This is a genomic window from Streptomyces sp. NEAU-174 (genome assembly GCF_052665095.1).
In genome coordinates this window covers 701,306-728,211 of the sequence record NZ_JBQTCE010000004.1, presented here as the reverse complement: position 1 = coordinate 728,211, position 26,906 = coordinate 701,306, and the positions used below count along the sequence as shown (strand labels likewise).

Genomic DNA, 26,906 nt, shown 5'->3' with positions numbered 1-26,906 from the left:
GAGGGGTGGGGAGGGGAGGGTGGGGAAGAACCCGGGAACAAGGAGTAAAAGGAACGCTCCCGGCCTGGTGAAGGCCCAGGTCAGGCAGGTGAGCCAAGCAAGGGGACGCGGGTCAGCCGGTGGGTGAGGACGGGCAGCAGATCGGTTGCCCGGTGCGCCCGGTGCGCCGCGATACCGGGCGGGGCCGGGGCGAGCGGCACCAGCAGGTCCCCGGCGCCGAGGCCGCCCTCGGCGCCGTCCGCGGTCAGGCCGCCGTGCAGCCAGAGCGTGACCATGTAGAGCTCGGGGATGGACAGCAGCCGCGGCTGGTACGCCGAGGGCTGCGACTCGGCCTCGCTCAGGGCGAGTTCGGCCGAGCTGACATAGGGGCCCTCGGAGAAGTGCGAGAAGGCCCAGCCGTCGGCGGTGAGCATCGCCTCCGCGGCGGCCACCGTACGGTCGCCGTCGCGGATCAGGAATCGCCAGCCGGTGAGCCGGGTGCGCGGCGGGCCGTCGGAGGCGGTGATGTCGTCCAGGACATGGACGGGGAGCGGGAGTTGGGGTTCGAAGGGGCCGGTGAGCGTGGAGAGCACGGGGGTGCGGGCCTCGCGGACGGCGGTGGGGGAATCAAGGGCCGTGAGGACGCTGCGCAGGGCGGGCGCGGGGGCCTGGGGCACATGCAGCGGCATGGTGGGTCGCCTCTCGCTTTGAAGACACGGTGAAGCGATAGCGGGCCGGGTTTGGGCGGCGCTGTCGGTGGAACACGGGTCAGAGGGGAGCCGGAACAGACCGTTCGGGCGTTATCTCTCTGCCTCGTTAGCCGAGTTTATACGACAAGTGTTCCCGTTGTGTTTCGTCTAGCCGCTGCCGATATCGCCGACAAGAGGATATCCAGACCCCGGGAAGGCGGGGATTTTCCCCGATTCAGTGCCAGATGAACGGATATGACCTGGCATTTTGATCCGCGCGCGGTAGGCTGGAACTCGCTGGTCCATTTCCCCGGCGCAATGCACAGTCCCCCAGAGCCTATCGGCTGGGTGGGGATCGCGGGGCGTTATCGATCACATTGGTGGGCATCATCGAGCGTGGTGTGCACACCGCTGGCGCTGATGATCCACTCGAGGAGGGACGCTTCGATGGGGGAGAAGCTCATAGCCGGTGAGTTCGACCCGTCCGGCCGGCGACGGCAGCGCGTCCGGTTGCGGCAGTGCCTCGACGGGCTGGGCCGGCTCCTGGCCGACAAGCGATTCGACCGCCCGAAGAATCTGATGGGGCTGGAGATCGAGCTGAATCTCGCCGGGGCCGACGGGCTGCCGAGGATGATGAACGCGGAGGTTCTGGAGCGCATCGGGAGTCATGATTTCCAGACCGAACTCGGGCAGTGCAATCTTGAAGTAAACATCGTGCCCCACCGTTTGCACGGACGCGTTCTCGATCAGCTCTCCGAAGAGCTCCGAACCGGTTTGTCATATGCCGATCGCAAGGCGCGGGAAGTGTCCTCCGAGATCGTGATGATCGGAATTCTGCCCACCCTCGCCGCGGACGATCTGGGATCCACGAACCTCTCCTATGACGACCGTTACAAACTTCTCAATGAGCAGATGCTGGCCGCCCGCGGCGAGGATTTCCTCATCGACATCGAGGGCCGGGAGCGATTCACCTATGCCAGCTCCTCCATCGCCCCCGAGGCGGCCTGCACCTCCGTCCAGCTCCATCTCCAGGTCACTCCCGGCCGCTTCGCGGACGCGTGGAACGCGGCGCAGGCGGTGGCCGCCGCGCAGATCGCGGTGGGGGCCAACTCCCCCTTCGTCTTCGGCCACGAGGCATGGCGCGAATCGCGGCCGCCGCTGTTCCTCCAGGCCACCGATGTGCGCGCGCCGGAGATCGCCGCCCAGGGGGCGCGCCCGCGCACCTGGTTCGGCGAGCGCTGGATCGACTCCGCGTACGAGCTGTTCGAGGAGAACCTGCGCTACTTCCCGCCGCTGCTCTCCACCGGCGAGGACGAGGACCCGCTGCGGGCGCTGGACGAGGGCGGGGTGCCCGAGCTCCAGGAGCTGGCGCTGCACAACGGCACGATCTACCGCTGGAACCGGCCCGTCTACGACGTCGTGGACGGCGTGCCGCATCTGCGGGTGGAGAACCGCGTGCTCCCGGCCGGGCCCACCGTCACCGATGTCATCGCCAATGCCGCCTTCTACTACGGGCTGGTCAGGGCGCTCGCCGAGGAGTCCCGCCCGGTGTGGACCAGGCTGCCGTTCGCGGCCGCCGCGGCCAACTTCGAGGCGGCCTGCCGCCATGGCATCGACGCGGTCCTCCAGTGGCCCAAATCCGGCCGGTCGGCGTCCCTGACCCGCACCTCCGCCGTACGGCTGGTCCGCGAGGAACTGCTGCCGCTCGCCGCGTCCGGCCTCGACTCCTGGGGCGTGGAGCCGGCCGACCGCGACCGCTATCTCGGCGTGATCGAGGAGCGCTGCAAGCTGGGGGTCAACGGCGCGTCCTGGCAGGCGGCCACCTACCACCGGGCGCTGGGCGGCGGACTGGACCGGGACGCCGCCCTCGCGGCCATGACCCGCCGCTACTGCGCCCTGATGCGGACCGACGCACCGGTGCACACCTGGCCCACCGATCTCTCCGGGTGACGCCCCCACCGTGGACCACGACCCCGTATTGTCCGGTGAACGGGGCGGGTGCACCGATGAGGCGGAGAGACGGAAGTGGGGACAGGAGTGCGGTCACAGGCGCGGGGCGCGGAGCTGCCCGTGGTCGAGGACGGGCTCTCGCGGCGGACACTGCGCAATGAGACGCTGCTCGTACTGGCGCTGTCCCTGGGCGCGAGCGGACTGTCCGCGCTGATCAGCTTTATCGGCTCGGTGACCAAACCGGGCGGGCTGAAGGACCAGGCGGCCAATCTCAACTCCTCCGCGGCGCCGGGGCGGCCCTGGCTGGATCTCGCCTGGCAGCTGTTCGGCATCTCCACCGCCCTGGTGCCGGTCGCGCTCGTGGCCCATCTGCTGCTGCGCGAGGGCGCCGGGCTGCGGGTGATCGGCTTCGACCGCGACCGGCCCCGGTTCGACCTGGCGTGGGGCGCCGCGATCGCGGCCGCGATCGGCGGCACCGGGCTGCTGCTCTACCTCGGGGCGCGGGCGGCCGGGGGCAACCTCACGGTGGTGCCCGAGTCGCTGCCCGACGTCTGGTGGAAGATCCCCGTACTGATCGCCTCCGCCGTGCAGAACGCGGTGCTGGAGGAGGTGATCGTGGTCGGCTATCTGCTGCGCAGGCTCGGGCAGTTGGGCTGGACCCCGATGGCCGCCCTGCTGGCCAGCTCGGTGCTGCGCGGCTCGTACCACCTCTACCAGGGGATCGGCGGCTTCTTCGGCAATATGGCGATGGGCGTGGTCTTCGTGCTGCTCTACCGCCGCTGGGGCCGGGTCGGGCCGCTGGTCGCCGCCCACTCGCTGATCGACATCGTGGCCTTCGTCGGATACGCCGTGCTGGCGGGCCGGGTGGACTGGCTGCCCACGGCCTGACCCGCCGTCCGGCGTTGTGCGACACGTTGTGCGACGGGCCTCAGGCGAGCAGTTCGCCGTCGATGACGGTCACGGCGCCGCCCGTCAGCAGCGTACGGTCGCCGCGCAGCGCGGTGCGGACCAGGCCGGTGCGCGCGGACGCCTGGAGCCCGGTCAGCTCGTCGCGGCCGAACCGGGCCGACCAGTAGGGCGCGAGCGCTGTGTGCGCGCTGCCGGTGACCGGGTCCTCGTCGATGCCGACGCCCGGGGCGAACAGCCGCGAGACGAAGTCATAGCCGCACCCGGGGTCCTCGGCGGCCGCGGTCACGATGACGCCCCGGTGGCTGATCCGCTTGAGCGCGGCGAGGTCGGGGGCCAGGGCGCGCACGGTCTTCTCGTCGGCCACCTCGATCAGCAGGTCGTCGATGAACGGGCCGGCGTGGTGGGCGGACACGATCTGGGCGCCGAGCGCCGCGCCGACCTCGGCGGTCTTCTCGGGCACCGGCAGTTCGGTCAGTGAGGCGGTGGGGAAGTCCAGCGTGATCGAGCCGCCGTCGTCGGCCGTCGCCGACAGCACCCCGCTGAGGGTGGCGAAGCGGACCGTGCCGGTCGCGGTCCCCGTGGTCTTCAGGACATGGGTGGTGGCGAGCGTGGCATGGCCGCACAGGGGCGCCTCGGTGACCGGGGTGAACCAGCGCAGCGCCCAGTCGGCCTCCGCGGCCCGGGGGAGGGGGTGCGCGAAGGCGGTCTCGGCGAGGTTGACCTCGGCGGCGACCTGCTGGAGCCAGTGGTCGTCAGGGAAGGAGTCGGAGTCGAGGAGGACGACCCCGGCCGGGTTGCCGGCGAAGGGGCGGTCGGTGAACGCGTCGACGATTCGTATCCGCATAAGCCGACCGTAGGTGGCGGGCGGCGGGTGGGCCATGGCCAATCACTCGGAGGTGGCCCCTTTCGAGGCGGGATAGGGCCAGTGGTGAGGGTGCCGCAGCACGAGAATCGGCTCTCGGGATGCCCGGGGGTCCTCGGCGTGGCGAGAGAAGGGGGTTGGCATCCGATCGGTTCCGATATATCGTTGAAGTGTCGTGATGGATCGACGATAGAAAGGAGCGTCACGATGCGTTCTCATGGACATGGACACGGACGTGAGCACTGCGGACCCGGCCAGCGTGGCTGGGGCGAAGGCGAGGGGCGTGAGGGGCGGCGCGCGGCGTTCGGCCCGTTCGGCCCCGGATTCGATGGTCCGCCCTTCGGCGGCCCCCCGTTCGGCGGCCGTGGCCGCGGCGGACCGGGTGGCCGGGGGATGCGCGGCCGGGCGCGGCGCGGCGATGTGCGCGCCTCGATCCTGGCCCTGCTGAAGGACCGCCCGATGCACGGCTACGAGATGATCCAGGAGATCACCGAGCGCAGCGGGGGCGCCTGGCGGCCCAGCCCCGGCTCGGTGTATCCCACCCTTCAGCTGCTCGAGGACGAGGGGCTGATCGGCAGCGAGAGCGAGGGCGGCAAGAAGCTGTTCGCGCTCACCGAGGCCGGCCGCACCGAGGCCGAGGCGGTGCCCGCCGCCCCGTGGGAGGAGGCCGGGCGCGGTATCGACTGGGAGGCCATGCATGAGGTCCGACAGGCGGGCTTCGGGCTGATGGAGGCGTTCGCCCAGGTCTGGCGGACCGGCAGCGCGGAGCAGCGGCAGAAGGCCGTCTCCGTCATCAATGAGTCGCGCAAGCGGCTGTACCTCATCCTCGCCGAGCAGGAGGAGGCGAACGGCGGCGCCGAGCGCGGCGGCGAGAGCTGAGCCCCGTCGGACGGGGGTGCGGCCGCACGGGGGCGGCGGAGCGGGACGGGGGCGCGGGGGAGTTCAGACGACCAGCGCGCTCAGCTTGCGCAGTGATTCATTGAGCGCGGTGCTCGCCGAGTCCTTCAGCTTCCCGGCCATCAAGGAGACCGCCGCCCCCGTGAACTCCCCGTCGACGCGCACCGTCGTGGCATCGCCGTCCGGTGCCAGCGAATACCGCATGGCGAGGTTCACGCCCATCGGGCCCTTGCCCCGGGTGGTCAGCAGCCGGGCCGGTTCGCACTCCTCGACGGTCCAGGTCACCTCGGCCGGAAAGCCCATCAGCTTCATGTTCTCCTGATAGGTGGCCCCCACCTCCAACGTGGCCGGACCGCCCTGCGGGAAGCTGGTGTGGGTGGCGTTCCAGTCGCCGTACGTGGAGAAGTCCGTCAGCCGGGCCCAGACCTTCTCGGCCGGTGCCTCGATGCGTGTCTGCGCGCTGACCTCGGCCATGGGGGAGTCCCTTCGGCGCGTTGCTGCGGGGTGTGGTGCGACGGTGCCGGGCAACGTAGCCCCGGGCCGCGGAACATTCAATACTGACGGGTCATCAGTTCCCGTTCGTCAGGGTCGCTCTCCGCCCCTCTCCTCCCCGAGGAGGAGCACCGGTCCATCCACGCACAACCACGGTGGGATGCGCACATGCTTCCCGGCGAGGATGCTCCGGCCTCAAGGGACTGATGGGGTGAGAGTGTGCGAAGTCCTACCCTTTCCGCCGGCCCGGACGACACCGGATGCGAGGACCGGGTGAGCGACGTGGTGGCCGCCGTGATCGCGGGGGCCCGCCGGCGCGCCGTGCGCGACGGTGACGCGCGGATCGACACCGCCCATCTGCTGCACGGCCTCCTGGAGTCCGACCCGGACGTACGGGACGCGTTTCCCGGCGGCTCGCCCCAGGTGATCCGGCTGCTGGGGTATCTGGTGCAGCGTGCCATCGGCTACGGGCTCCGGTGGAGCGGCAGCGTCGAGGACTCGGGAGCCGCGCGGGCGGCGGGGAGGGGAATGGCCGGATGGTCGCCCGCCGCGGCGGCCGCCCTCGATGCGGCGGTCCGCCGCGCCGCCTTCCGTGGCGCGTCCCGCGTCGACGGCCTCGATCTGCTCGCCGCGCTCGTCCAGGACCGGGAGTGTCGTGCCATGGAGGTGCTGCGGCGCGCGGGTGTCGCCGTCGCGCCACTGGTCACCGCGTTGGAGGGGGAAGTCTGACAGGAGTCAAAGGGGTGACGGTGCTGACGCGGGCTGACATGATGGCCCGGTGCGCGTATCCGGAGATGACTCACGGCAAAGGAATGCCGGCCTGGGGCTCGCCCTGCTGTCGGCGTTCACGTTCGGCGGATCGGGCGTCGCCGCCAAACCGCTGATCGAGGCGGGGCTCGCGCCGCTCGAGGTCACCTGGCTGCGGGTGACGGGCGCGGCCCTGGTCCTGCTGCCCCTGGCCTGGCGCCATCGCGGGCTGCTGACCCGCCGCCCCGCGCTGCTGGTGGGGTTCGGTCTGCTGGCCGTCGCGGGGGTGCAGGCGTGTTACTTCGCGGCGCTCTCCCGTATCCCCGTCGGCGTGGCGCTGCTCATCGAGTACTTCGCGCCCGCACTGGTGCTGGGGTGGGTGCGGTTCGTCCAGCGCCGACCCGTGAGCCGTGCCGCGGCGCTCGGGGTCGTCCTGGCCGTCGGCGGGCTCACCTGTGTGGTGGAGGTCTGGTCCGGGCTGAGCTTCAACCCCTTCGGCGTGCTGCTCGCCTTCGGCGCGGCGTTCTGTCAGGTGGGCTACTTCGTCCTCTCCGACCACGGCAGCGACGGCCGGGACCCGGCGGATCCGCTCGGTGTCATCGCCTATGGACTGCTGATCGGGGCCGTGGCGCTGACCGTGGTCGGCCGCCCCTGGGGCATGGACTGGACGGTCCTCGCCGGGCGCGCCGACCTGGCGGGCTCCCGTGTCCCCGCACTGGCGCTGCTCGCCTGGATCGTGCTGGTGGCGACGGTGCTCGCGTACCTCACCGGGGTGGTGTCGGTGCGTCGGCTCTCACCGCAGGTGGCCGGGGTGGTGGCCTGTCTGGAGGCGGTGATCGCGACCGTTCTGGCATGGGTTTTGCTGGATGAGCACCTGGGCGTGGCGCAGGTCGTCGGCGGTGCGGTGGTGCTGGCCGGCGCCCTGATCGCCCAGACCTCCACCCCGAAGGCCGCCGCGGCGGAGCCGGTGGCGGCCTCGGCGCCGGTGGAAGGGGAACGGGAGTTCACGGCGGGGGGATGACCGGCCCCGCCGCCCTGCGTGGGACGACGGGAACGAAGCCCCGGAGGGCGGCGGGCCGGCCGGTCAGAGCCGGGTGAGATAGCCGGGCACCGGCGTGTCGGGTGCGAGGTCGTCGGCGGGGACCGGCGTGCCGTACGCGCGGGCGACCGGCACCACGCCGCTCCAGTGCGGGAGTACCAGGTCCTCGTCGTCGTCGTTGGGCCCGCCGGTGCGGACCTTCGCGGAGACCTCTTCGAGGTCGAGGCGGAGCACGGCGGTGGCGGCCAGCTCCTTGGCGTTGGCGGGGCGGGAGTCGGCGGCCCGGCCCGGCACCACATGGTCCACCAGGGCGTCCAGTGCCGCGGTGCGCTCGGCCGGGTCGGTCACCGGGCGGGCGGTGCCGTGCACCACCACCGAGCGGTAGTTGATGGAGTGGTGGAACGCCGAGCGGGCCAGGACCAGCCCGTCGACATGGGTGACGGTCAGACACACCGGCAGCCCCGGCTCCCCGGCGCCCGACCCGCCCGCCATGCGCAGCGGCCGCGCCCCCGTCGAGCCATGGATGTACAGCCGCTCCCCGACCCGGCCGTAGAGGGTCGGCAGGACGACGGGGGCGCCCTCGCGTATGAAGCCCAGATGGCAGACGTAGCCCTCGTCGAGGATCGCGTGCACCACCTCCCGGTCGTAGGAGGCGCGCTCGCGGGAGCGGGTGGGCACGGTGCGGTCGGTCGGCGGGTAGGTGCTGTCGGGCGCGTTGGTCGCGGCGGTGGCGTCCGGGGCGGGCATTTGCGTCCTCCATTGCACTAGTGCAAAATAGCGTTTGTGCTAGGAGAATATCCGATCGCAGGTCGTCGCGCAGCCGAGATCGCGGCCAGTGTGGAGCGCGCGGTCGGCGCCGGTGAGCTGCCACCGGGCCAACTGCTGCCGCCCTTGCGGGAGTTGGCCCAGCGGCTGGGCGTGAATCCCAATACGGTCGCGGCCGCCTATCGTGTGCTGCGTGAACGGGGCGTGATCGAGACGGCGGGGCGCCGGGGCAGCCGGGTGCGCTCCCGACCGTCCAGCACGCCCCGCGAGTGGATCGGCGTCGACGCCGCCGGTGCCCGCGATCTGTCGAGCGGTAACCCCGACCCCGCGCTGCTGCCCCCGCTCGGCGCGCCGCTCGCGGCGGCCGCGGCGCGCGCGGCGGAGCGCCCCACGCTGTACGGCGCGCCGGACGTCGTCCCCGAGGTGGCCGAGCTCGCCAGGGCCGCCCTCGACGCGGACGGGGTGCCGCCCGGCCCGGTCGCCGTCACCTCCGGCTCGCTCGACGCGATCGAGCGGGTGCTGGCCGCGCATCTGCGGCCCGGTGACGTGGTTGCGGTCGAGGACCCCGGCTGGGGCAGCCTGCTCGATCTGATCCCGGCGCTCGGACTGCGCGCCGTACCCGTAGGGGTCGACGACGACGGACCGCTGCCCGAGCGGGTGGAGCACGCGCTGGCCCAGGGCGCGCGGGCGCTGGTGGTCACCGACCGGGCGCAGAACCCGACGGGCGCGGCGGTGAGCGCGACACGCGCGCATGAGCTGCGGGGCGTCCTCGCCGACCACCCCGATGTGCTGCTGATCGAGGACGACCACGGGCACGGCATCGTGGACGTCCCCCTGCACCCCCTGGCCGGGGGCACCGACCGCTGGGCGCTGGTCCGCTCCACCGCCAAGGCGTACGGTCCCGATCTGCGGCTCGCCGTGCTCACCGGCGACGCCGTCACCCTGGACCGGGTGCGCGGCCGCCAGCGGCTGGGCCCGGGCTGGGTCAGCCATCTGTTGCAGGACGCGGTGGCCTGGCTGTGGCGGACGGACGCGGTCGACCCGGCGGCGGTGGCGGCGTCGTACGACACGCGGCGCGCGGCGCTGGTGCGGGCGCTGCGCGAGCGGGGGATCGCCGCGCACGGGCGCAGCGGGATGAATGTGTGGGTGCCGGTCCCGGACGAGACCGGCGCGGTCGCCCGGCTGCTGGCGGCGGGCTGGGCCGTCGCCCCCGGGGCGCGCTTCCGCGTGGCCTCGCCACCGGGGGTGCGGCTGACGGTCTCGCCGCTGGCCGCCGACGAGATCGGGACGGCCGCCGACGCGGTGGCCGCGGCGGTGGGGGCGACAGTATCGGGACGGCTGGACTAAGCGCTCCGCGGGAAGTGCCGCGAAACGCCGTCGTGCGTCCGCGGCCGCATCGTGGCTGGTCGCCCACGCGGCGGAGCCGCACGTCGACACAGCCGCGGCGGAGCCGCACATCGACACGGCCCCGCGCCCCTTCGGGGCGCTGCCCGAACCGTAGTGGACTTTCTCCGACCTGCTTAGGAGCCTGTGCGATGGACCCGTATGGTTCGGGAACGTCCGCCGGACGGAGGCCGGGACGCGCCGGAGCGCCGCTGGGTCAGGGCCGCGCCGATGAGGACGATCACGGCGCCCACCGGTGTGTTCCAGGTGAGGTGCTCCCCGAGGATCGCCACGCCCGCGGTGGTGGCGATCACCGGGACGAAGTACGTGACCATCATCGCCGTCGTCGGGCCGACCTCGTCGACGAGCCCGTACTGGACCAGGAACGCCACCCCGGTGCCCAGCGCGCCCAGGGCGAGCACCGAGAGCAGCGGCAGGGCCGGGAAGGAGGTGGGCGTCGGCGCGAACACCGGTGCCACGAGGGCGAGTTGCACCGTACCGAGCAGCAGCTGCCCGCCGGACATCGACAGATGGGAGTGGCCGGTATCGCTCAGCGTGCGCCGGACGTACTGCCAGCCGACCGCGTAGCTGGCCGAGGCGATCAGCGCCAGCGCCGTGCCCAGCGGATCCTGGCCGGAGAAGCCCTGCCAGGCGCCCAGCACGATCAACACGCCGATGAAGCCGAGCCCGAGACCCGCGACACGCTGACGGGTCGGCCGGTCGTCGGAGACCACGACCACCGCGAGCAGCATCCCCCACAGCGGCGAGGCGGCGTTGCAGATCCCGGCCAGGGTGGAGGGAATGGTCAGCTCGGCGTAGGCGAACAGCGAGAACGGCAGCGCGTTCAGGAAGAACGCGGCCACCGCCAGATGGCCCCAGACCCGCGCCCCGCGCGGCAGCCGCTCCCGCTTCACCACCAGCGTCACCAGCAGCACGGCGGTGCCGAACAGCATCCGCCCGAGCGTGACGTACAAGGGGGCGAACGCCTCATTGCCCACCTTGATGAAGAGAAAGCTGAAACCCCAGACCAGGGACAGCGCGCCGAAGCGGATGCGCCAGTCGAGGAGCGGTCGGCGGACGGGTTCGGGGGAGGGCTCCGCGGTGGAGGCGGCGGCGGGGGGCGCCGAGGCGGCGGCTGAGGTCATGCCATTACGATGTGGGCTGCAACCTCTTAGGACAAGCGAGAATTCGTTCGCGGTATCGCGTAGTATTTCTTACATGAACCTGGATCGGCTCCGCACGCTGTACGCCGTGGCCCGCCACGGATCCGTGAGCGGGGCGGCCGAGGGGCTGCATGTCACCACCTCCGCCGTCTCGCAGCAACTCGCCAAGCTCGAGCGGGAGACCGGACAGCAACTGCTCGCCAAGAACGGGCGCGGAATCCGGCTCACCGACGCCGGGCGGCTGCTCGCCGACCACGCGGCGCGCATCCTCTCCCAGGTGGAGCTGGCCCAGGCGGATCTGGAGGCACAGCGCGGCCACGCGGTGGGCGAGCTGCTGCTGGGCGCGTTCCCGACCGCGGTCCGCGGTCTCTTCCCGGACGCGCTGAGCCGGCTGCGTACCGAGCATCCGCAGCTGAATGTGCGGCTCCAGGAGATGGAGCCCGATGAGTCGGTGCCCTCGGTGGTGCGCGGCGACATCGATCTGGCCGTGGTCCTGGACTGGTACAACAAACCGCTGCCGATGCCCGGCGGGCTGGTGAAGGCCGCCCTGCTGGACGACCCGGTGGATGTCGCGATGCCCGCCGACCACCCCCTCGCCGACCGTCACGCGGTCGAGCCGGAGGACTTCGTGGACGACGAGTGGATCTCCTGGCCCAAGGGCGGGTTCTGCTACGACTGGCTGATGGTGACCCTGCGCGGCAAGGGCATCGAGCCGAGGATCCGGCACACCGCGCATGAGCACCACACCCAGCTCTCGCTGATCGCCGCCGGGCTGGGCATCGCCGTGGTGCCCCGGCTGGGCCGTGGCCCGGTGCCCGAGGGGGTGCGGATGGTGCCCGTCAGCCAGCCCACGATGCGGCGGCACATCTACGCGATCTGGCGCGCCGACGCCGACCGCAGGCCCTCGATCCGGGCGGCGGTCGAGGTGCTGCGGTCGGTCGGCGAGAAGATCATCGACTGACCGCCCTGCTGACCCGGGTGTCTCAGCCCTGCGGCATCTTGCGGAAGTCCCAGGAGCGGATCGCCTCGGGGGCCAGCCGCAGCCAGGCGTGGCGACCGTCGTGCGGCATGGCGTCCAGGCCGAAGTACTTCGCCGCGAACATGCGCTCCGGCGTGTCGAGTTCGGGGCACGACACGCCGGTGCGCGGCTCCTCGCCCACGGGGACCGCCTCGCCGGAGAGCTCCACCCCGCGCAGTTCGCCGTAGTCGTGCCCGTCGTCGACCACCACCGCGATCCGCGGATCGCGGCGCAGTTCGGCCCAGCGGCGGCTGCGGGTCAGGGAGTACAGCCACAGGGCGGTGCCGTCCCAGCAGAACCACAGCGGGCTGATATGCGGCCGCCCGTCCGTGGACACGGTCGCCACCCGGCAGGTGCGCTGTTCGGCGAGGAAGGCGTCCAGCTCGTCCTGGCTCATCATGATGCGGCGTCCGCGCCGCTGAGTGACGGTCATCCGACCTGTACCTCCCGGTAACCCGTTGTGCGGCACAGAATGATGGCTCTTCCTTGATGACGCAAGGGACGCTACTCTCCCGCGCCGTGACCCCGAGCCCCCGCGAAGACGCCGCGTCCCCGCGCCCCCGCGAACACCTCGTGGAACTGCTCCGGCCGGACGGCTGCGCCCTGCTCACCGTCGAATGCCAGCGCGGTGTGGTCGGGCCGGACAGCGCGCTGCCCGAACTGGCCGCCGTGGCCCAGGAGTCCGGTGCGCTCGGGCGTGTCGCCCAGCTGGTGGCGGCCGCCCACGACACGGGGGTCCAGGTGCTGCACGCGGTGGCCGAGCGGCGCGCCGACGGACGCGGCGCGAGCCGCAACGCACCGCTGTTCCGGGCCGTCGAGCGGCTGCCGGTCCGGCAACTGCCTGGAAGCGCGGCGGTGGAGATCGCCGAACCCATTCCGGTGGCGCCCGAGGACCTGGTCGTACGGCGACTGCACGGTCTCTCGCCGATCGCCGGGACCGAGGTGGACGCGCTGCTGCGCAATCTGGGCCGCCGCACGCTGGTCATCACCGGCGTGTCGGCCAATGTGGCGATCCCGGCCGCCGTCTTCGACGCCGTCAACCTCGGCTATGCGGCAGTGGTGCCCGAGGACGCGATCGCCGGGGTGCCCGCCTCGTACACCCCGGCGATGGTCCGTCACACCCTCGCCCTCGCGGCCGCCGTCACCACGGCCGACGAGGTGGCCGCCTGCTGGCGGCGGACGGCCGTCACGCCATCCAGATCGAACTTCCCTGCACCTTGATCTGCGCGCCCGGCAGCGGCTTCTGCGCCGGGCCGCCCTTCACACTGCCGTCGGTGATGTCGAACTTGCTCTGGTGGCAGGGGCAGTTGATGGTGCCGCCGCTCACATCGCCGACCGAGCAGCCCTGGTGGGTACAGATCGACGAGAACGCCTTGAAGTCACCCGCCTTGGGCTGGGTCACCACGACCTTGTGGTCCTTGAAGACCATGCCGCCGCCCTCGGGGATCTGGGAGGTCTTGGCGAGTTCCATGCCGCCCCCGCCGCCCGACTGGCCGCCGCCCTCCGCGCTCTGCGACCCGCTCTGCGACGGCTGCGCGCCCCCGGCGTCCTGGGCGCTGTCCGCGCCGCCGCCGCCCGAACCGCCGTCGTCGTCCTTGCCGCATGCGGCAAGCGTGGCGGCCAGCCCGGCCGCTCCGGCCGCGGTGACGACGGCACGGCGGGTGGTGCCCTGCCCGGGGATTGCCGACTGCGTCATGGTGGTGCCTCCTGCTCGGGGGACGTTTCACCGTTCCATACGGACGGCGGGGCCGCCGCGTTCAGCCACCCCCGGGCATCATCGCGCCGGGTACTGGAAAATCACTTTGCCGACCGCCCTGCCGAGCAGTGAGAATGCCGGTTCATGGGACATCTGGAGGCCGCTCACCTCGCCTACTTCCTGCCCGACGGACGGCTGCTGCTCGGCGATGTGTCGTTCCGCGTCGCCGAGGGCACGGTGGCCGCCCTGGTCGGGCCCAACGGGGCGGGCAAGACCACGCTGCTGCGGCTGGTCTCCGGCGAGGTGGAGGCGCACGGCGGCACGGTCACGGTCAGCGGCTCCCTCGGGGTGATGCCGCAGTTCATCGGCTCGGTGCGGGATGAGCGGACGGTGCGCGACCTGCTGGTGTCGGTGGCCCAGCCCCGGATCCGCGAGGCCGCCCGCGCGGTGGACGAGGCCGAGCTGGCGATCATGGAGCGGGACGACGAGGCCGCCCAGCTGGCCTACGCCCAGAGCCTGAGCGACTGGGCCGAGGCGCGCGGCTACGAGGCCGAGACGGTGTGGGACATGTGCACCACCGCCGCGCTCGGAGTGCCGTACGAACGGGCCCAATGGCGCGAGGTGCGCACGCTCAGCGGCGGCGAGCAGAAGCGGCTGGTGCTGGAGGCGCTGCTGCGCGGGCCCGACGATGTGCTGCTGCTGGACGAGCCGGACAACTACCTGGATGTGCCGGGCAAGCAGTGGCTGGAGGAGCGGCTGCGCGAGACCCGTAAGACCGTGCTGTTCATCAGCCACGACCGGGAACTGCTGGCCCGCGCGGCCGCCCGGATCGTCAGCGTCGAGCCGAGCCCGGCGGGCAGCGATGTGTGGGTGCACGGCGGCGGCTTCGCCACCTACCACGCCGCCCGCGAGGAGCGGTTCGAGCGCTTCGAGGAGCTCCGGCGGCGCTGGGACGAGAAGCACGCCCAGCTCAAACGGCTGGTGCTGGACATGCAGCGGTACGCGGCCCGCAGCGACGAGATGGCCTCCCGCTACCAGGCCGCCAAGACCCGGCTGCGGAAGTTCGAGGAGGCCGGGCCGCCACCGGAGCCGCCACGCAAACAGGACATCACCATGCGGCTCGCCGGCGGGCGCACCGGGGTGCGCGCGCTGACCTGCCGGGGGCTGGAGCTGGAGGGGCTGATGCGCCCCTTCGACCTGGAGGTCTTCTACGGCGAGCGGGTGGCCGTACTGGGCTCCAACGGCTCGGGCAAGTCCCACTTCCTGCGGCTCCTGGCGGGCCAGGACGTCGCCCACCGGGGGGAGTGGAAGCTGGGCGCGCGTGTCGTGCCCGGCCACTTCGCCCAGACCCACGCCCATCCGGAGCTCTTCGGACGCACGCTGGTGGACATCCTGTGGACCGAACACGCCCGGGACCGGGGCCGCGCGATGAGCGCGCTACGGCGTTATGAGCTCGACCGCCAGGGCGACCAGACCTTCGACCGGCTCTCGGGCGGTCAGCAGGCCCGGTTCCAGATCCTGCTGCTCGAACTGGCCGGGACGACGGCGCTGCTGCTGGACGAGCCCACGGACAACCTGGACCTGGAGTCGGCCGAGGCGCTCCAGGACGGGCTCGGAGCCTACGAGGGCACGGTGCTCGCGGTCACCCACGACCGCTGGTTCGCGCGGTCCTTCGACCGCTTCCTGGTCTTCGGGTCGGACGGCGTCGTCCGCGAGACGGCGGAGCCGGTCTGGGACGAGCGCCGGGTCGACCGGGTCCGCTGAGCACTCCGCGGGACGTGGCGCGAGGTGCGCTCGTTCATCCGCGGTGGGCGCTGTTGGCCGGCATCTTCCTCTTCAGCTGCTGGACCGGGTGGAGCGCGGGCGAGCGCTGGATGACCACCATGGCGGCGTCGTCGCCCAGCCGCCCGCCGACATGGGCCAGCAGATCGCGGCGGATGTGGTGCAGCAGCCCCTCGGGACCGGAGCCGCACCACTGCGCGACCCGCTGGGCCAGCGGATAGAAGGACCCGTCGGGGGCGCGGGCCTCGACCACCCCGTCCGTGTAGAGCAGCAGCGTGTCGCCGTCCTCGAAGGGCATGGTCTCGGGCGTGCCGGGGTCGCCCGAGCTCCTGGGGAGTTCGCACATGCCCAGCGGCGGGCCGGGATTGGCCGGGTGCAGGGTGGTCACCTGGCCACCGTCCCGCAGCAGCAGGGGCGGCGGATGCCCGCAGTTGGCCATGTACGTCACCGCGCCCTCGTCCGGGATGTCCACCAGCAGGGCGGTGATGAAGTGCTCGCGCAGCTCCTCGTCCGCTCCCGGCTGCGGCTGCTCGGCACCGCCGTGCTCGGCACCCGCGGTGGCGATGTGCTCGGCCAGGTGCCGGCAGACGCTGCGCTCCAGGACATCGGTGAGCTCCAGCAGGCCGGGGGTCAGATGGGCGGCCTCCCGGAAGGCGCCCATCAGCACCGACGCGTCGCTGATGGAGGTCAGCCCCTTGCCCCGGACATCCCCGATGATCAGCCGGGTGCACTCCTTCACCCGGGTCGCGGCGTACAGGTCCCCGCCGATCTGCGCCTCGTCCTCGGCCGCCATGTACAGCGAGGCGACCCGCAGCGGGCCCAGCCGGTGCGGCAGCGGCCGCAGGACGACCCGCTGGGTGGCCTCGGACACCGACCGCACCCGGGCCAGCTCACGGTGGCGCCGCCGCTGCTCCCGGGCGTAGGCCGTGATGAGCAGCGAGAGCACGGTGAGGGCCGCGATCTGCACCTGGTGGTTGAGGTCGAAGCCGCCGCGCAGCGCCGCGATGAGTATCTGGGCGGCCACCGCCAGCGCGCCGATCAGCCCGGTGGTCCGGGGACCGGCGAACGAGGGGGTGATGGCCGGGGCGACCACCAGCAGGGGGCCGAGATGGATATGGGACGGGGCCAGCAGATCGACGACGGTGATCACCACGATCAGCCCGACCGGGATCGCCACCAAGGCGTACCCAGGTTGCCATGGCCTCGTCAGATCGGTCAGCCGTCGGCGAACTCCCACGTCTTCCACTGTGCACCCTCCCGGCACGGCACGGCCGGACTTCACCGGCCGCCATCACATCCGGCCGGTGCCACCGGCCGGGACGCCGCGCCCCCGGCGGTCCGTTCCCGCCCGTCGCCCGCGGAAACGGGTCGTGCGAGACGGACGGCGCTCGGGCCGCCGGGCGTGTCGTGACGCCGGTACGGGGCACTGCGAGACGATGGGCGTTCCCCGGGCAGCCACGGGAGCGGGCGGAGGAGAGGGGCCGCATGGATCAGCGGGTCACCACCACGGACGTACGACGGCGGATTCCCCGCACCGACGCCGTCCTGGGCGACCCACGCCTGATCGAGGCGGCACACCGGCTGGGATCCGGGGCGGTGAAGGCGGCGGTGCGGCAGGCCCAGGAGCGGGCGCGGGCCGGTGCCATCGCGCCGGACGAGGTGGCGGACACGGCGGTCGCCCGGCTGCCCCGCACGGCCGGCGGACTGCGACCGGTCATCAACGCTACCGGCGTGGTGCTGCACACCAACCTCGGCCGGGCGTCGCTGTCGGCGGCGGCCCGGCGGGCGGTGCGGGAGGCCGCGGGACCCACGGACGTCGAGCTGGATCTGCGCACCGGGGCGCGGGCCCGCCGCGGGCGGACCGCGCTGGCCGCGCTGCGCGAGCGGGTGCCGTCGGCCGCCGCCGCGCATGTGGTGAACAACGGCGCGGCGGCGCTGGTCCTGGTGGCGACCGCGCTCGCCGCCGGGAAGGAGATCGTCATCAGCCGCGGCGAGATGGTGGAGATCGGGGACGGCTTCCGCCTCCCGGACCTGCTGGTGTCCACCGGAGCCCGGCTGCGCGAGGTGGGAACGACCAACCGTACGTCCGCCGCCGACTACGCCGCAGCGATCGGCCCCGAGACGGCCTTCGTGCTGAAGGTGCACCCCTCCAACTTCCGCGTCACCGGGTTCACCAGGGCGGCCGGGACCGGGGAACTGGCGGCTCTCGGCGTTCCGGTGGTCGTCGACATCGGCTCCGGGCTGCTCGCGCCCCACCCGCTGCTGCCGGACGAGCCCGACGCCGAGACCCGGCTCCGGGCCGGAGCGTCGCTGGTCACCGCGAGCGGCGACAAACTGCTCGGCGGACCGCAGTGCGGACTGCTCCTCGGGCGGGAGGAGCTGGTGCGGACCGTGTCCCGGCATCCGCTCGCCCGTGCGCTGCGCGTGGACAAGCTGACGCTGGCCGCGCTGGAGGCGACGCTGACCGGGCCCGAGACCCCGACCGCCGTGGCACTGGCCGCCGATCCGGCGGGGCTCCGCCACCGTGCCGAGCGGCTCGCCTCCGCCCTGGCCGCCGACGGCATCGATGTGCGGGCCGTCGAGAGCGCCGCGTCGGTGGGCGGTGGCGGCGCCCCGGGGGTGACGCTGCCCAGCGCGGCGCTGTCGCTGCCCGAGCGGTACGCCGCGGCCCTGCGGACCGGCCCGGTCCCTGTGGTGGGGCGGCTGGAGGCGGGCCGGTGCCTGCTCGACCTGCGGGCGGTGCCACGGGAGGACGACGAGCGGCTGGCCGATGCCGTGCGGTCGGTCAGCGGTCCGGCCGCCACGGATCCGGCCGCGGGAGCCGCCATGGATCCGGTCGCGGAAGGGTAGGGGCATGCGGGTACTGGCCACCGCCGGGCATGTCGACCACGGCAAGTCGGCGCTGGTACGGGCGCTGACCGGGATGGAGCCCGACCGCTTCGAGGAGGAGCGGCGCCGCGGCCTGACCCTCGACCTCGGGTTCGTCTGGACCCGCCTGGGCCCGGACGAAAGCCCGGACGAGAGCCCGGACGGAGGCCCGGCGGACGGAAGCCCGGACGGAGGCCCGGACCGAGACGGCGGCCCCGGGGGCGAGCACATCGCCTTCGTGGACGTGCCCGGACACGAGCGCTTCGTCGCCACCATGCTGGCCGGTGTCGGGCCCGTGCCCGCCGTACTGTTCGTGGTCGCCGCGGACCAGGGCTGGCAGCCGCAGTCGCAGGAGCACCTGGAGATCCTGGACGCGCTCGGGGTGCGGCACGCCGTGCTCGCGGTGAGCCGCGCCGACCTGGCGGACCCCGAGCCCGTGCGGGCGGACGCCGCCGAGCGCATGGCGGCCACCTCCCTCGGCACCGTGCCGTCCGTCGCGGTGAGCGCGGTGACCGGCGCCGGGCTGGACCAACTCCGCCTGGAGCTGGCCCGGTTGGGCCGCTCGCTGCCCGTTCCGCCCGCCGGTGCGGACGTACGGCTGTGGCTGGACCGCGCCTTCACCGTGCGCGGTCAGGGCACGGTCGTCACCGGCACCCTCGGGGCGGGCACCCTGCGCGCCGGCGACCGGCTGGTGGCGGGGGACGGCAGGACCGCGCTGCGGGTGCGCGGGCTCCAGTGCCTGCGGGAGGACCGGTCCGCGGTCAGCGGCGTGGCGCGGGTGGCGGTCAATGTGCACGGCGCGCCCGACGGCGTGCTGGGCCGGGGCCAGGTGCTGCTGACGCCCGACCGCTGGCTGCTCACCGGCCTGGTCGACGTCCGGGTCCGCGGAGCGGCGGCCCGCGATCTGCCCCGGACGGTCACCCTGCACATCGGCACCGCCGCGGTGCCCGTGACCGTCCGCCCGCTGGGCGCGGACACGGCCAGGCTGACCCTGCCCCGGGAGCTGCCGCTGCGGGTGGGCGACCGTGCGGTCCTGCGGGAACCGGGCGGGCGGCGCCCGCCGTGCGGGGTGACCGTCCTGGACGTACGGCCGCCCCGGCTGACCCGGCGCGGGGCGGCCCGGGCGAGGGCGGCCGAGCTGGCGGACCTGACCGGCGCGCCGGACGGCGCGGCGGAACTGCGGCGGCGCGGGATCGTCCGCCGCTCGGAGCTGGCGGCCATGGGGCTGCCCGCCCCCACCGCGCCGGTGGCCGGGGACTGGCTGGCCGACGCGGCCCACTGGGCGGCGCTGCGGGACCGCCTGGAGGCCGAGGTCGAACGCCATGCGGCGCGTCATCCGCTGGAGCCCGGCCTGCCCCCGGAGGCGGCCCGCCGTCTGCTCGGCCTGCCCGACCGGTCCCTGGTCGACGCCCTCGCCGAGACCTCGGAGAAGGTGTACGGCCGTCAGGGGCGGCTGTACGGCGGCGCGGACGCCCGGCCCACCCTGCCGCCGCCCGTCCAGGCGGCCGTGGACGACGTGCGGCGGGAGCTGCTGCGGACACCGTTCCGCGCCCCCGAGGCCGACCGGCTGACCGAACTGGGGCTGACGCGCCGGACGGTGGCCGCAGCCGTCGCGGCGGGCGCGCTGCTGCGGGTCGGCGACGGCATCCTGCTGCTTCCGGGCGCGGACACCCGGGCCGCCGCCGTACTCCGCGGCCTGCCGCAGCCGTTCACGCTCAGCCAGGCGCGCCGGGCCCTCGACACGACACGCCGGGTGGCCGTACCGCTGCTGGAGTACCTCGATGCCCAGGGGCTCACCGAACGCGTGGACGACCAGCGTCGGCGCTGCCGGGCCGGTACGGGGAGCGGAGGCGGACGGGAATCGAACCCGCCTGCCCGAGATCCTCGGGCACCTCGGTTTTGAAGACCGGGAGGGCCACCAGGCACCCACACGCCTCCCTCGCCCGCTCAAGGCTACCCGCCGCCGACCACCATCGACCGAGAGGACCGGCATGACCACGACCCGCGAAACGCCCGTACGGCTCACGCAGTTCGCCCATGGCGGTGGCTGCGCCTGCAAGATTCCGCCCGGTGAACTGGAGGACGTGCTCAGCGGACTGGCCGGGCCGACGACGGCCGTGAGCGACAGCTCGTTGCTCGTCGGGCTGGCCACCGGCGACGACGCCGCCGTGGTCGCCCTGCCCGCCCCGGCGGGCGGCCCGGCCCAGGCGGTGGTGTCCACCGCGGACTTCTTCACACCGGTCGTGGACGACGCGTACGACTGGGGGCGCATCGCCGCGGCCAACGCCCTGTCGGACGTGTACGCGATGGGCGGCCGCCCGGTGCTCGCCGTCAACCTCCTGGCCTGGCCGCGCGATGTGCTGCCGTTCGACCTGGCCCGCGAGGTGCTGCGCGGCGGGCTCGACATCGCCGCCGAGGCGGGCTGCCACGTGGGCGGTGGGCACAGCGTGGACGATCCCGAGCCCAAGTACGGCATGGCCGTCACCGGCCTCGCCGATCCGGCGCGCCTGCTGCGCAACGACGCGGGCCGGCCGGGCGTGCCGCTGTCGCTGACCAAGCCCCTCGGCCTGGGGGTGCTGAACAACCGCCACAAGGCCACCGGCGAACGGTTCGAGCAGGCGGTGGCCACGATGGTGGCGCTCAACCGGGACGCTTCGGCCGCGGCCCTGGCGGCCGGTGCCACCTGCGCCACCGACATCACCGGCTTCGGCCTCCTCGGCCATCTGCACAAGCTGGCGCGGGCCTCGGGCGTGACCGCGGTGGTCGACACCGCCGCCGTGCCGTACCTCGACGGGGCGCGGGAGGCGGTCCGGGACGGGTACGTCAGCGGCGGCACCCGGCGGAATCTGGAGTGGGTGGCACCGTTCACCGACTTCGGGGACACCGACCCCGCCACCAGGCTGCTGCTGGCCGACGCCCAGACCTCCGGCGGGCTGCTCGTGGCGGGCGAGGTGCCCGGAGCGCCGGTGGTGGGAGAACTCGTCCCGCGGGGGGAGTGCTCCCTGGTCCTGAGGTGAGACGTCCTCAGGCGGGACTGTCCTCAGGTGGACGCCGTGGTGGCTCAGAGTTCCGTGCCGGTGTGTTCGTCGATGCCCGCGCGCGTCCGGTAGGCCCGCACCAGTTCCACGGCGGCCGGGCCCCTCGGGCGGCGGCCTGGCCGGATGTCGACGGCGAACGCCTTGGTCTCCTGGATGTGGGTGTTGGGGTCGAGGGACATGTGCAGCAGCTCGTTCGCCGCGTCCCCCGTGCTGTAGCCGTTCGGCCCCCAGTGGTAGGGCAGGCCGACCTGGTGCAGGGTGCGTCCGTGCACGGTCAGCGGCGGTACGCGGTCGGTGACCAGGACCCGCGCCTCGATCACCCCGCGGGCGCTGACGACCGTCGCCCAGCCGGTGTGCTCGAGGCCGCGTTCGGCGGCGAGTTCGGGGGAGACCTCGCAGAAGAACTCCGGCTGTAGCTCCGCCAGGTAGGGCTGCCAGCGGGACATGCCGCCCGCGGTGTGGTGTTCGGTGAGCCGGTAGGTGGTGGCGACGAACGGGAACACCTCCGAGCCGGGCTCGCCGCCGCCCGGCTGGTAGCGGTTGTCCGGGCGTGACGGCATCAGGTGCCGTACCGGGTTGCGCCACTGGCCGTACAGCAGGTTGGGGAAGGGCGAGTCCTGCGGCTCGTAGTGGGTGGGCAGGGGACCGTCGGTGAGGCCGGACGGCACGTACAGCCACGCCTTGCCGTCGGCCTGCATGATGAACGGGTCTGTGCCCGACAGCGCCGCGCCCGCCGTCGCGTCCGGCGGGGGCCGGTAGGAGGGCGCCTTGCCGGGCGCGAAGTCGGGCACGTCATGGCCGGACCACCGGGCCCGCTTCTCGTCCCACCACACCAGGGCCTTGCGTTCGCTCCACGGTCTGCCGTCCGGGTCGGCCGAGGCGCGGTTGTAGAGGATGCGGCGGTTGGCGGGCCAGGCCCAGCCCCACTCGGCCGCCACCCAGTTCTGCCGGGTGCCCGGTGTGCGGCGGGCGGCCTGGTTGACGCCGTCGGCGTACACCCCGCAGTAGATCCAGCAGCCGCAGGACGTGGAGCCGTCCCCGGCCAACTGCTCATAGGACGAGAGCGGGCGGCCCTCGGCGTCGTGGCCGTTGATCTCGGCGAGTACCGCCTCCGCCTCCGGTTCGGCGTGCTCGCCCCTGGTGGGGTAGTCCCAGGTCAGATCGAGCACCGGCCGGTCCATCGGATCGGCCGACCCGGCCAGCTTCGCCCGGATCCGGCGGCCCAGGTGGTACATGAACCACAGATCGCTGCGCGCCTCGCCGGGCGGTTCGACGGCCTGGTGGTGCCACTGCAACAGCCGCTGGGTGTTGGTGAAGCTGCCGTCCTTCTCGGTGTGCGCGGCGGCCGGCAGGAAGAACACCTCGGTGGCGATGTCCTCGGTGCGCAGCTCGCCGGTCTCGATCTCCGGGCCGTCCTGCCACCAGGTGGCGGACTCGATGAGGGAGAAGTCCCGGACCACCAGCCAGTCCAGGTTGGCCATGCCCAGCCGCTGCATCTTGGTGTTGGCCGAGCCCACGGCCGGGTTCTCGCCCATCAGGAAGTAGCCCTTGCAGACCCCGTCCAGCTGGGCCATGACCGTCTCGTAGGTGGAGTGGGAGCCGGTCAGCCGCGGCAGGTAGTCGAAGCAGAAGTCGTTCTCGGGCCGCGCGGCCTCGCCCCAGTAGGCCTTGAGCAGGCTGACCAGATAGGACCGCATGTTGCCCCAGTAGCCCTTGCGGGCCGCCTCGACCTCCACGAAGGTGTCGAGGTCCTGCATCTGGTGGGCGTGCGGCATCGGGATGTAGCCGGGCAGCAGGTTGAACAGGGTGGGGATGTCCGTCGAGCCCTGGATGGAGGCGTGCCCCCGCAGGGCGAGGATGCCGCCGCCGGGCCGGCCGATGTTGCCGAGCAGGCTCTGGAGGACGGAGGCCGCGCGGATGTACTGCACGCCCACCGTGTGCTGGGTCCAGCCGACCGCGTAGGCGAAGGCGGTGGTCCGGTCGCGTCCGGAGTTTTCCGTGACGAGCTCGCACACCTGGCGGAAGAGGTCCTGCGGGACGCCGCAGATCTTCTCCACCAGCTCGGGCGTGTAGCGGGCGTAGTGCCGCTTGAGCACCTGGAAGACGCAGCGCGGATGGCTGAGCGTCTCGTCCCGCTCGGGCTCGCCCTCGCCGACCTCGGCGCCACCGGCCCCGTGCGCCTCGCCGCGCGCGGCCTGGGTCACCGACCGTCCGCCGCCGGTGCGCTTGTCGTACGCCTGGTCGCGCTCACCGGAGGCCGCCTGCACCTCCATGCCCTCGTACTGCCAGCTGCCGTTGTCGTAGGCGCGGCTTTCGGGGCGGAGTCCGGAGAAGACGCCGTCGAGGTCCTCGGTGTCCCGGAAGTCCTCGCGCAGCACGACGGGGCCGTTGGTGTACGCCACGACATAGTCCCGGAAGTACGCGTCGTTCCGCAGCACGTGGTTGATGATCCCGCCGAGGAAGGCGATGTCCGAGCCCGCGCGCAGCGGCACATGGAGATCGGCCAGCGCGCTGGTCCGGGTGAAGCGCGGGTCGACGTGGATCACCTTCGCGCCACGGGCCTTGGCCTCCATCACCCACTGGAACCCGACCGGATGGCACTCGGCCATGTTCGAGCCCTGGATGACGATGCAGTCGGAGTTCTGGAGGTCCTGCTGGAAGGTGGTCGCGCCGCCGCGGCCGAACGAGGTTCCCAGACCGGGAACGGTGGAGGAGTGTCAAACCCGCGCCTGGTTCTCGATCTGCACGGCTCCCAGGGCGGTGAACAGCTTCTTGATCAGGTAGTTCTCCTCATTGTCGAGCGTGGCCCCGCCCAGGCTGGCGAAGCCGAGGGTGCGCCGGGTGCGGGTCTCGTCGACCTCCCACTGCCAGCCCGCCCGGCGCGCCTCGATCACCCGGTCGGCGATCATGTCCATGGCCGTGTCGAGGTCCAGCCGCTCCCATGCGGTGCCGTGCGGGCGCCGGTGGAGGACGTGGTACTCGCGGGCGCCGCCGGTGGTGAGCTGGAGGCTGGCCGAGCCCTTGGGGCACAGCCGGCCGCGGGAGACGGGGGAGTCGGGGTCGCCCTCGATCTGGGTGACGCGGTCGTCCTCCACGTACACGTTCTGGCCGCAGCCCACCGCGCAGTACGGGCAGATGGACTTCACCACCCGGTCCGCCGAGGCGGTCCGGGGAGTGGGCCGCGCACCGGCGCTCGTGGCGGCGGCCCCGCGGCCCAGCGGGTCCGTCCCGGTGAGCTGGCGGTAGACCGGCCAGGAGGCGATCCATGTGCGTACGCCCATGTCATCCGCCTTTCCGTGCCCTTGCGGTGGCGCTCGGTGCCTTGCCGGGTACCCGGTTTCCCTCTCCCGTACGCGGGCATCCCTACCGGCGGTGTGTCCGCCCACCGGACCGTTCGGTATGCCCGTGATGTCCACTTGGCCTCGGTCCGGATCGTACGACGGGAGTGATCGGATGGCTATCGGGAGCGCTGGTCCCCATGGCCGGTGACGGCCGCCCGGGCGTCCTCGTCTTCGACGTCAACGAGACGCTCACCGACATGACCCCGCTCGCCGCGCGCCTGGAGGACATCGGTCTGCCCGGCCACCTGCTGCCGGTGTGGTTCGCCGGTGTGCTGCGCGACGGTATCGCCCTGTCCCTCGCGGGCGGCCGGGCTACGTTCGCCGAGGTCGCCGGGGACGTCCTGCGCACCCTTCTGGCCCGGCACGGACCCGGGGGAGCGGACCCGGCGGCGGCCGTGGACCACGTGCTCACCGGCCTGCCGGACCTGCCCGTCCACCCGGACGTCCCCGAGGGCGTACGGGCACTGCACGCGGCCGGACACCGCCTGATCACCCTGACGAACGGCTCGGCGGACACCACGCGTGCGGTGGTGGACCGGGCCGGGTGCGCGGACTGCTTCGAGGCCCACCTGGATGTCCAGGGCGCCGGTGGCCGGTGGAAGCCCGCCCCCGCCGCGTACGCGTACGCGCTGCGCGCGGTGGATGTGCCGGCCGGGGCGGCGACGATGGTGGCGGTGCACCCGTGGGACATCGACGGCGCCGCCCGGGCCGGTCTCGCCACCGTCTGGTTGCGGCGCACACCGGTTCCCTACCCGACCACGGCGCGGTCCGCCGACCGGGAGGCGACCGGGGTGGCGGATCTGGCCCGGCGCCTGGGAACCCCCCAGCCCGGCTGACTCTGGAACCAAGCGCCTGGCCGTCACCAGGCTGGTGATCACTTCAGCGCGGTGCCGCGGTGCCGCGGTGCCTGGCCGCCGAGCGGACGAGCGATGCGACCGCCAGGGAGCGACTGCTCGCCGGCCATGCGAGCACCGTGGTGACCTTCGGCGCGTCGACGACGGGTACCGCGAGGTGTTCGGACGAGTGCGCGGCCCGCTGAGCATGGATCGCGTGAACAACACGAAGATCGCGCTGGTCAGCGGCGCGAACAAGGGAATCGGTCACGCCATCGCACAGGGTCTCGGGGCGATCGGCTTCAGGGTCGCGGTGGGCGCTCGCGACGAGGCCGGGCGCGAGGAGGCCGTCAAGCGTCTGTGTGCCGAGGGCGCCGACGCGTTCGGCGTCGCCCTCGGCGTCGTCCGCACCGTCCTCGACACAAACGTGCTCGGGGTCATCCGGGTGACGAACGCGACGCTCCCGCTGCTCGGCCGCGCCGACTCGCCGCGCATCGTCAACATGTCGAGCACCATGGGCTCGCTGGCGCTTCGGACCGGCCCCATCATGGCCGCTCGCCGGGCCGGGCGGCCCGCGCCGGTAGGCGGGGACGAGGCGGCGCAGCACATCCGGCCGCGTGGCGCGATCCGCAGGCCGGCCCCGGAAGCCGCATTGGAGCGCCGTACCAATTTGGCGCGGCGCTCTAAATGTGCCACGATCGAGGCATGGCAGCGCGAGGGCGCCGGACACAGCGGCGCAACCAGGTGCTCTCCCGGGAGCAGATCATCGATACCGCCATCGAGCTGCTCGATACCGGCGGCGAGGGGGCGCTGACCGTCCGGGCGCTGACCGAGCGCCTGGCCACCGGGTCCGGGGCGGTCTACTACCACGTGGGCAACCGGGACGAGTTGCTGGACACCGTGACGGAGACCGTCGTCACCGCCGCATTGGCGACCAAGCCCACCCGGGCTCCGGCGACACCCGAGGACGAGATCCGCGTCGTCGCGCTGGCCCTGTTCGACGCGATCGCCGCACACCAGTGGCTCGCCACCCGGCTGATCCTCCAGATCATCCGCAACCCGGTGGGCCCGGTCACGGTCGGGATCTTCGAACGGATCGGCCGGCAGGTGGGCGCCCTGGGCGTGCCGCGAGCCTCCTGGTTCGACGCGACCTCCGCGCTCGTGCACTACATCCTCGGCGCGGTCAGCCAGAACGCCCACATCGACGGAGACACCTCGGGCATCGACGCCGACGCGGACCGCGAAGAGTTCTTCGGCGCGGCAGCGGCGGCATGGCAGGAGCTCGACCCCGAGGACTACCCGTTCATGCACGCCGTCATCGGCCAGATGAGTGAGCACGACGACCGCGAGCAGTTCCTCACCGGCATCGCCATCGTCCTCGACGGCCTCACCCATCTCCGCTGACCCACCGAAACCGGTCGGGTTCGCCAATTGACCACTCCGGGAGAGACATCC

The 26,906-nt window shown here is 72.9% G+C and carries 23 protein-coding genes, 1 tRNA gene and 1 pseudogene; 15 read left to right on the top strand and 10 right to left on the bottom strand.

What is annotated here, in order from left to right; genetic code table 11:
• Positions 1 to 80: 80 nt before the first annotated feature.
• Entirely contained in the window at positions 81 to 668 is a 588-nt protein-coding gene (locus tag ACT2CW_RS15615; RefSeq protein ID WP_445517002.1) for a hypothetical protein, read from the bottom strand.
• A gap of 447 nt (positions 669 to 1,115) precedes the next feature.
• Between ACT2CW_RS15615 and ACT2CW_RS15610 the strand changes: the two genes are divergently transcribed.
• Both ACT2CW_RS15610 and ACT2CW_RS15605 read left to right on the top strand, forming a co-directional pair.
• Positions 1,116 to 2,618 (top strand): glutamate--cysteine ligase, encoded by a 1,503-nt coding sequence (locus ACT2CW_RS15610; RefSeq protein ID WP_414084599.1) that lies wholly within the window; start codon positions 1,116 to 1,118, stop codon positions 2,616 to 2,618.
• Between the two features lie 75 nt (positions 2,619 to 2,693).
• Positions 2,694 to 3,506, top strand: coding sequence for a CPBP family intramembrane glutamic endopeptidase (locus ACT2CW_RS15605; protein ID WP_414084600.1), 813 nt, complete (start codon positions 2,694 to 2,696; stop codon positions 3,504 to 3,506).
• Positions 3,507 to 3,546: 40 nt separating this feature from the next.
• Here ACT2CW_RS15605 and ACT2CW_RS15600 read toward each other — a convergent pair whose 3' ends face one another.
• Positions 3,547 to 4,371 (bottom strand): PhzF family phenazine biosynthesis protein, encoded by an 825-nt coding sequence (locus ACT2CW_RS15600; protein ID WP_445517001.1) that lies wholly within the window; start codon positions 4,369 to 4,371, stop codon positions 3,547 to 3,549.
• A 225-nt stretch (positions 4,372 to 4,596) separates the two neighbouring features.
• Here ACT2CW_RS15600 and ACT2CW_RS15595 point away from each other — a divergent pair, with 225 nt between their 5' ends.
• Positions 4,597 to 5,268: a PadR family transcriptional regulator gene (locus tag ACT2CW_RS15595; protein ID WP_414084602.1), complete on the top strand. Its 672-nt coding sequence runs from the start codon at positions 4,597 to 4,599 to the stop codon at positions 5,266 to 5,268.
• 63 nt (positions 5,269 to 5,331) lie between these two features.
• On the opposite strand, the gene ACT2CW_RS15590 is transcribed toward ACT2CW_RS15595, so the two are convergent.
• A complete protein-coding gene (locus ACT2CW_RS15590; protein WP_414084603.1) occupies positions 5,332 to 5,760 on the bottom strand; it encodes a type II toxin-antitoxin system Rv0910 family toxin in 429 nt (142 codons plus the stop codon).
• Between the two features lie 237 nt (positions 5,761 to 5,997).
• Here ACT2CW_RS15590 and ACT2CW_RS15585 point away from each other — a divergent pair, with 237 nt between their 5' ends.
• A complete protein-coding gene (locus ACT2CW_RS15585) occupies positions 5,998 to 6,507 on the top strand; it encodes a Clp protease N-terminal domain-containing protein (protein ID WP_445517000.1) in 510 nt (169 codons plus the stop codon).
• Between the two features lie 49 nt (positions 6,508 to 6,556).
• On the top strand, positions 6,557 to 7,546 hold the full coding sequence (locus ACT2CW_RS15580; RefSeq protein WP_445516999.1) for an EamA family transporter: 990 nt from the start codon (positions 6,557 to 6,559) through the stop codon (positions 7,544 to 7,546).
• 63 nt (positions 7,547 to 7,609) lie between these two features.
• On the opposite strand, the gene ACT2CW_RS15575 is transcribed toward ACT2CW_RS15580, so the two are convergent.
• Positions 7,610 to 8,311, bottom strand: coding sequence for a pyridoxamine 5'-phosphate oxidase family protein (locus ACT2CW_RS15575; RefSeq protein ID WP_445516998.1), 702 nt, complete (start codon positions 8,309 to 8,311; stop codon positions 7,610 to 7,612).
• A 36-nt stretch (positions 8,312 to 8,347) separates the two neighbouring features.
• On the opposite strand from ACT2CW_RS15575, the gene ACT2CW_RS15570 reads away from it, so the two are divergent.
• Complete coding sequence (locus ACT2CW_RS15570; protein WP_445516997.1) at positions 8,348 to 9,676, top strand: aminotransferase class I/II-fold pyridoxal phosphate-dependent enzyme; 1,329 nt, start codon at positions 8,348 to 8,350, stop codon at positions 9,674 to 9,676.
• A 173-nt stretch (positions 9,677 to 9,849) separates the two neighbouring features.
• On the opposite strand, the gene ACT2CW_RS15565 is transcribed toward ACT2CW_RS15570, so the two are convergent.
• Positions 9,850 to 10,857, bottom strand: coding sequence for a DMT family transporter (locus tag ACT2CW_RS15565; protein WP_445516996.1), 1,008 nt, complete (start codon positions 10,855 to 10,857; stop codon positions 9,850 to 9,852).
• A 73-nt stretch (positions 10,858 to 10,930) separates the two neighbouring features.
• On the opposite strand from ACT2CW_RS15565, the gene ACT2CW_RS15560 reads away from it, so the two are divergent.
• Positions 10,931 to 11,836, top strand: coding sequence for a LysR family transcriptional regulator (locus ACT2CW_RS15560; RefSeq protein ID WP_138912483.1), 906 nt, complete (start codon positions 10,931 to 10,933; stop codon positions 11,834 to 11,836).
• A 22-nt stretch (positions 11,837 to 11,858) separates the two neighbouring features.
• Here the strand turns inward: ACT2CW_RS15560 and ACT2CW_RS15555 are convergent, their stop codons facing one another.
• Entirely contained in the window at positions 11,859 to 12,326 is a 468-nt protein-coding gene (locus ACT2CW_RS15555) for a pyridoxamine 5'-phosphate oxidase family protein (protein ID WP_445516995.1), read from the bottom strand.
• 56 nt (positions 12,327 to 12,382) lie between these two features.
• Between ACT2CW_RS15555 and ACT2CW_RS15550 the strand changes: the two genes are divergently transcribed.
• Positions 12,383 to 13,114, top strand: a complete 732-nt coding sequence (locus ACT2CW_RS15550) for a cysteine hydrolase family protein (protein WP_445516994.1) — start codon at positions 12,383 to 12,385, stop codon at positions 13,112 to 13,114.
• Here the strand turns inward: ACT2CW_RS15550 and ACT2CW_RS15545 are convergent.
• Complete coding sequence (locus tag ACT2CW_RS15545; RefSeq protein WP_182467162.1) at positions 13,080 to 13,589, bottom strand: Rieske (2Fe-2S) protein; 510 nt, start codon at positions 13,587 to 13,589, stop codon at positions 13,080 to 13,082. The two genes, ACT2CW_RS15550 and ACT2CW_RS15545, sit on opposite strands and share 35 nt — an antisense overlap.
• Positions 13,590 to 13,733: 144 nt before the next feature.
• Here ACT2CW_RS15545 and ACT2CW_RS15540 point away from each other — a divergent pair, with 144 nt between their 5' ends.
• Complete coding sequence (locus tag ACT2CW_RS15540) at positions 13,734 to 15,353, top strand: ATP-binding cassette domain-containing protein (protein WP_037947764.1); 1,620 nt, start codon at positions 13,734 to 13,736, stop codon at positions 15,351 to 15,353.
• 34 nt (positions 15,354 to 15,387) lie between these two features.
• On the opposite strand, the gene ACT2CW_RS15535 is transcribed toward ACT2CW_RS15540, so the two are convergent.
• Positions 15,388 to 16,608 carry a PP2C family protein-serine/threonine phosphatase gene (locus ACT2CW_RS15535; protein WP_445516993.1) on the bottom strand — a complete coding sequence of 407 codons (1,221 nt, stop codon included), beginning with the start codon at positions 16,606 to 16,608 and terminating at the stop codon, positions 15,388 to 15,390.
• Between the two features lie 248 nt (positions 16,609 to 16,856).
• Between ACT2CW_RS15535 and selA the strand changes: the two genes are divergently transcribed.
• Positions 16,857 to 18,221: an L-seryl-tRNA(Sec) selenium transferase gene (gene selA, locus ACT2CW_RS15530; protein ID WP_445516992.1), complete on the top strand. Its 1,365-nt coding sequence runs from the start codon at positions 16,857 to 16,859 to the stop codon at positions 18,219 to 18,221.
• Positions 18,142 to 20,049: pseudogene (locus ACT2CW_RS15525) on the top strand (SelB domain-containing protein); the annotation flags it as partial. The gene selA and the pseudogene ACT2CW_RS15525, both read left to right, overlap by 80 nt.
• Positions 20,050 to 20,084: 35 nt before the next feature.
• Here ACT2CW_RS15525 and ACT2CW_RS15520 read toward each other — a convergent pair.
• A tRNA-Sec gene (locus ACT2CW_RS15520) sits at positions 20,085 to 20,177 on the bottom strand.
• 53 nt (positions 20,178 to 20,230) lie between these two features.
• Between ACT2CW_RS15520 and selD the strand changes: the two genes are divergently transcribed.
• Positions 20,231 to 21,256 (top strand): selenide, water dikinase SelD, encoded by a 1,026-nt coding sequence (gene selD / locus ACT2CW_RS15515; protein ID WP_445516991.1) that lies wholly within the window; start codon positions 20,231 to 20,233, stop codon positions 21,254 to 21,256.
• A gap of 44 nt (positions 21,257 to 21,300) precedes the next feature.
• On the opposite strand, the gene fdh is transcribed toward selD, so the two are convergent.
• A complete protein-coding gene (gene fdh / locus ACT2CW_RS15510) occupies positions 21,301 to 24,558 on the bottom strand; it encodes a formate dehydrogenase (protein WP_445516990.1) in 3,258 nt (1,085 codons plus the stop codon).
• Positions 24,559 to 24,755: 197 nt separating this feature from the next.
• On the opposite strand from fdh, the gene ACT2CW_RS15505 reads away from it, so the two are divergent.
• The 3 genes from ACT2CW_RS15505 to ACT2CW_RS15495 all read left to right on the top strand — a co-directional run bounded on the left by ACT2CW_RS15505 (position 24,756) and on the right by ACT2CW_RS15495 (position 26,855).
• Positions 24,756 to 25,454 (top strand): haloacid dehalogenase type II, encoded by a 699-nt coding sequence (locus tag ACT2CW_RS15505; protein WP_445516989.1) that lies wholly within the window; start codon positions 24,756 to 24,758, stop codon positions 25,452 to 25,454.
• 205 nt (positions 25,455 to 25,659) lie between these two features.
• Positions 25,660 to 26,265, top strand: a complete 606-nt coding sequence (locus ACT2CW_RS15500; protein ID WP_445517024.1) for an SDR family NAD(P)-dependent oxidoreductase — start codon at positions 25,660 to 25,662, stop codon at positions 26,263 to 26,265.
• On the top strand, positions 26,157 to 26,855 hold the full coding sequence (locus ACT2CW_RS15495) for a TetR/AcrR family transcriptional regulator (protein WP_445516988.1): 699 nt from the start codon (positions 26,157 to 26,159) through the stop codon (positions 26,853 to 26,855). Before ACT2CW_RS15500 ends, ACT2CW_RS15495 begins: the two co-directional genes overlap by 109 nt.
• Positions 26,856 to 26,906: the final 51 nt, after the last annotated feature.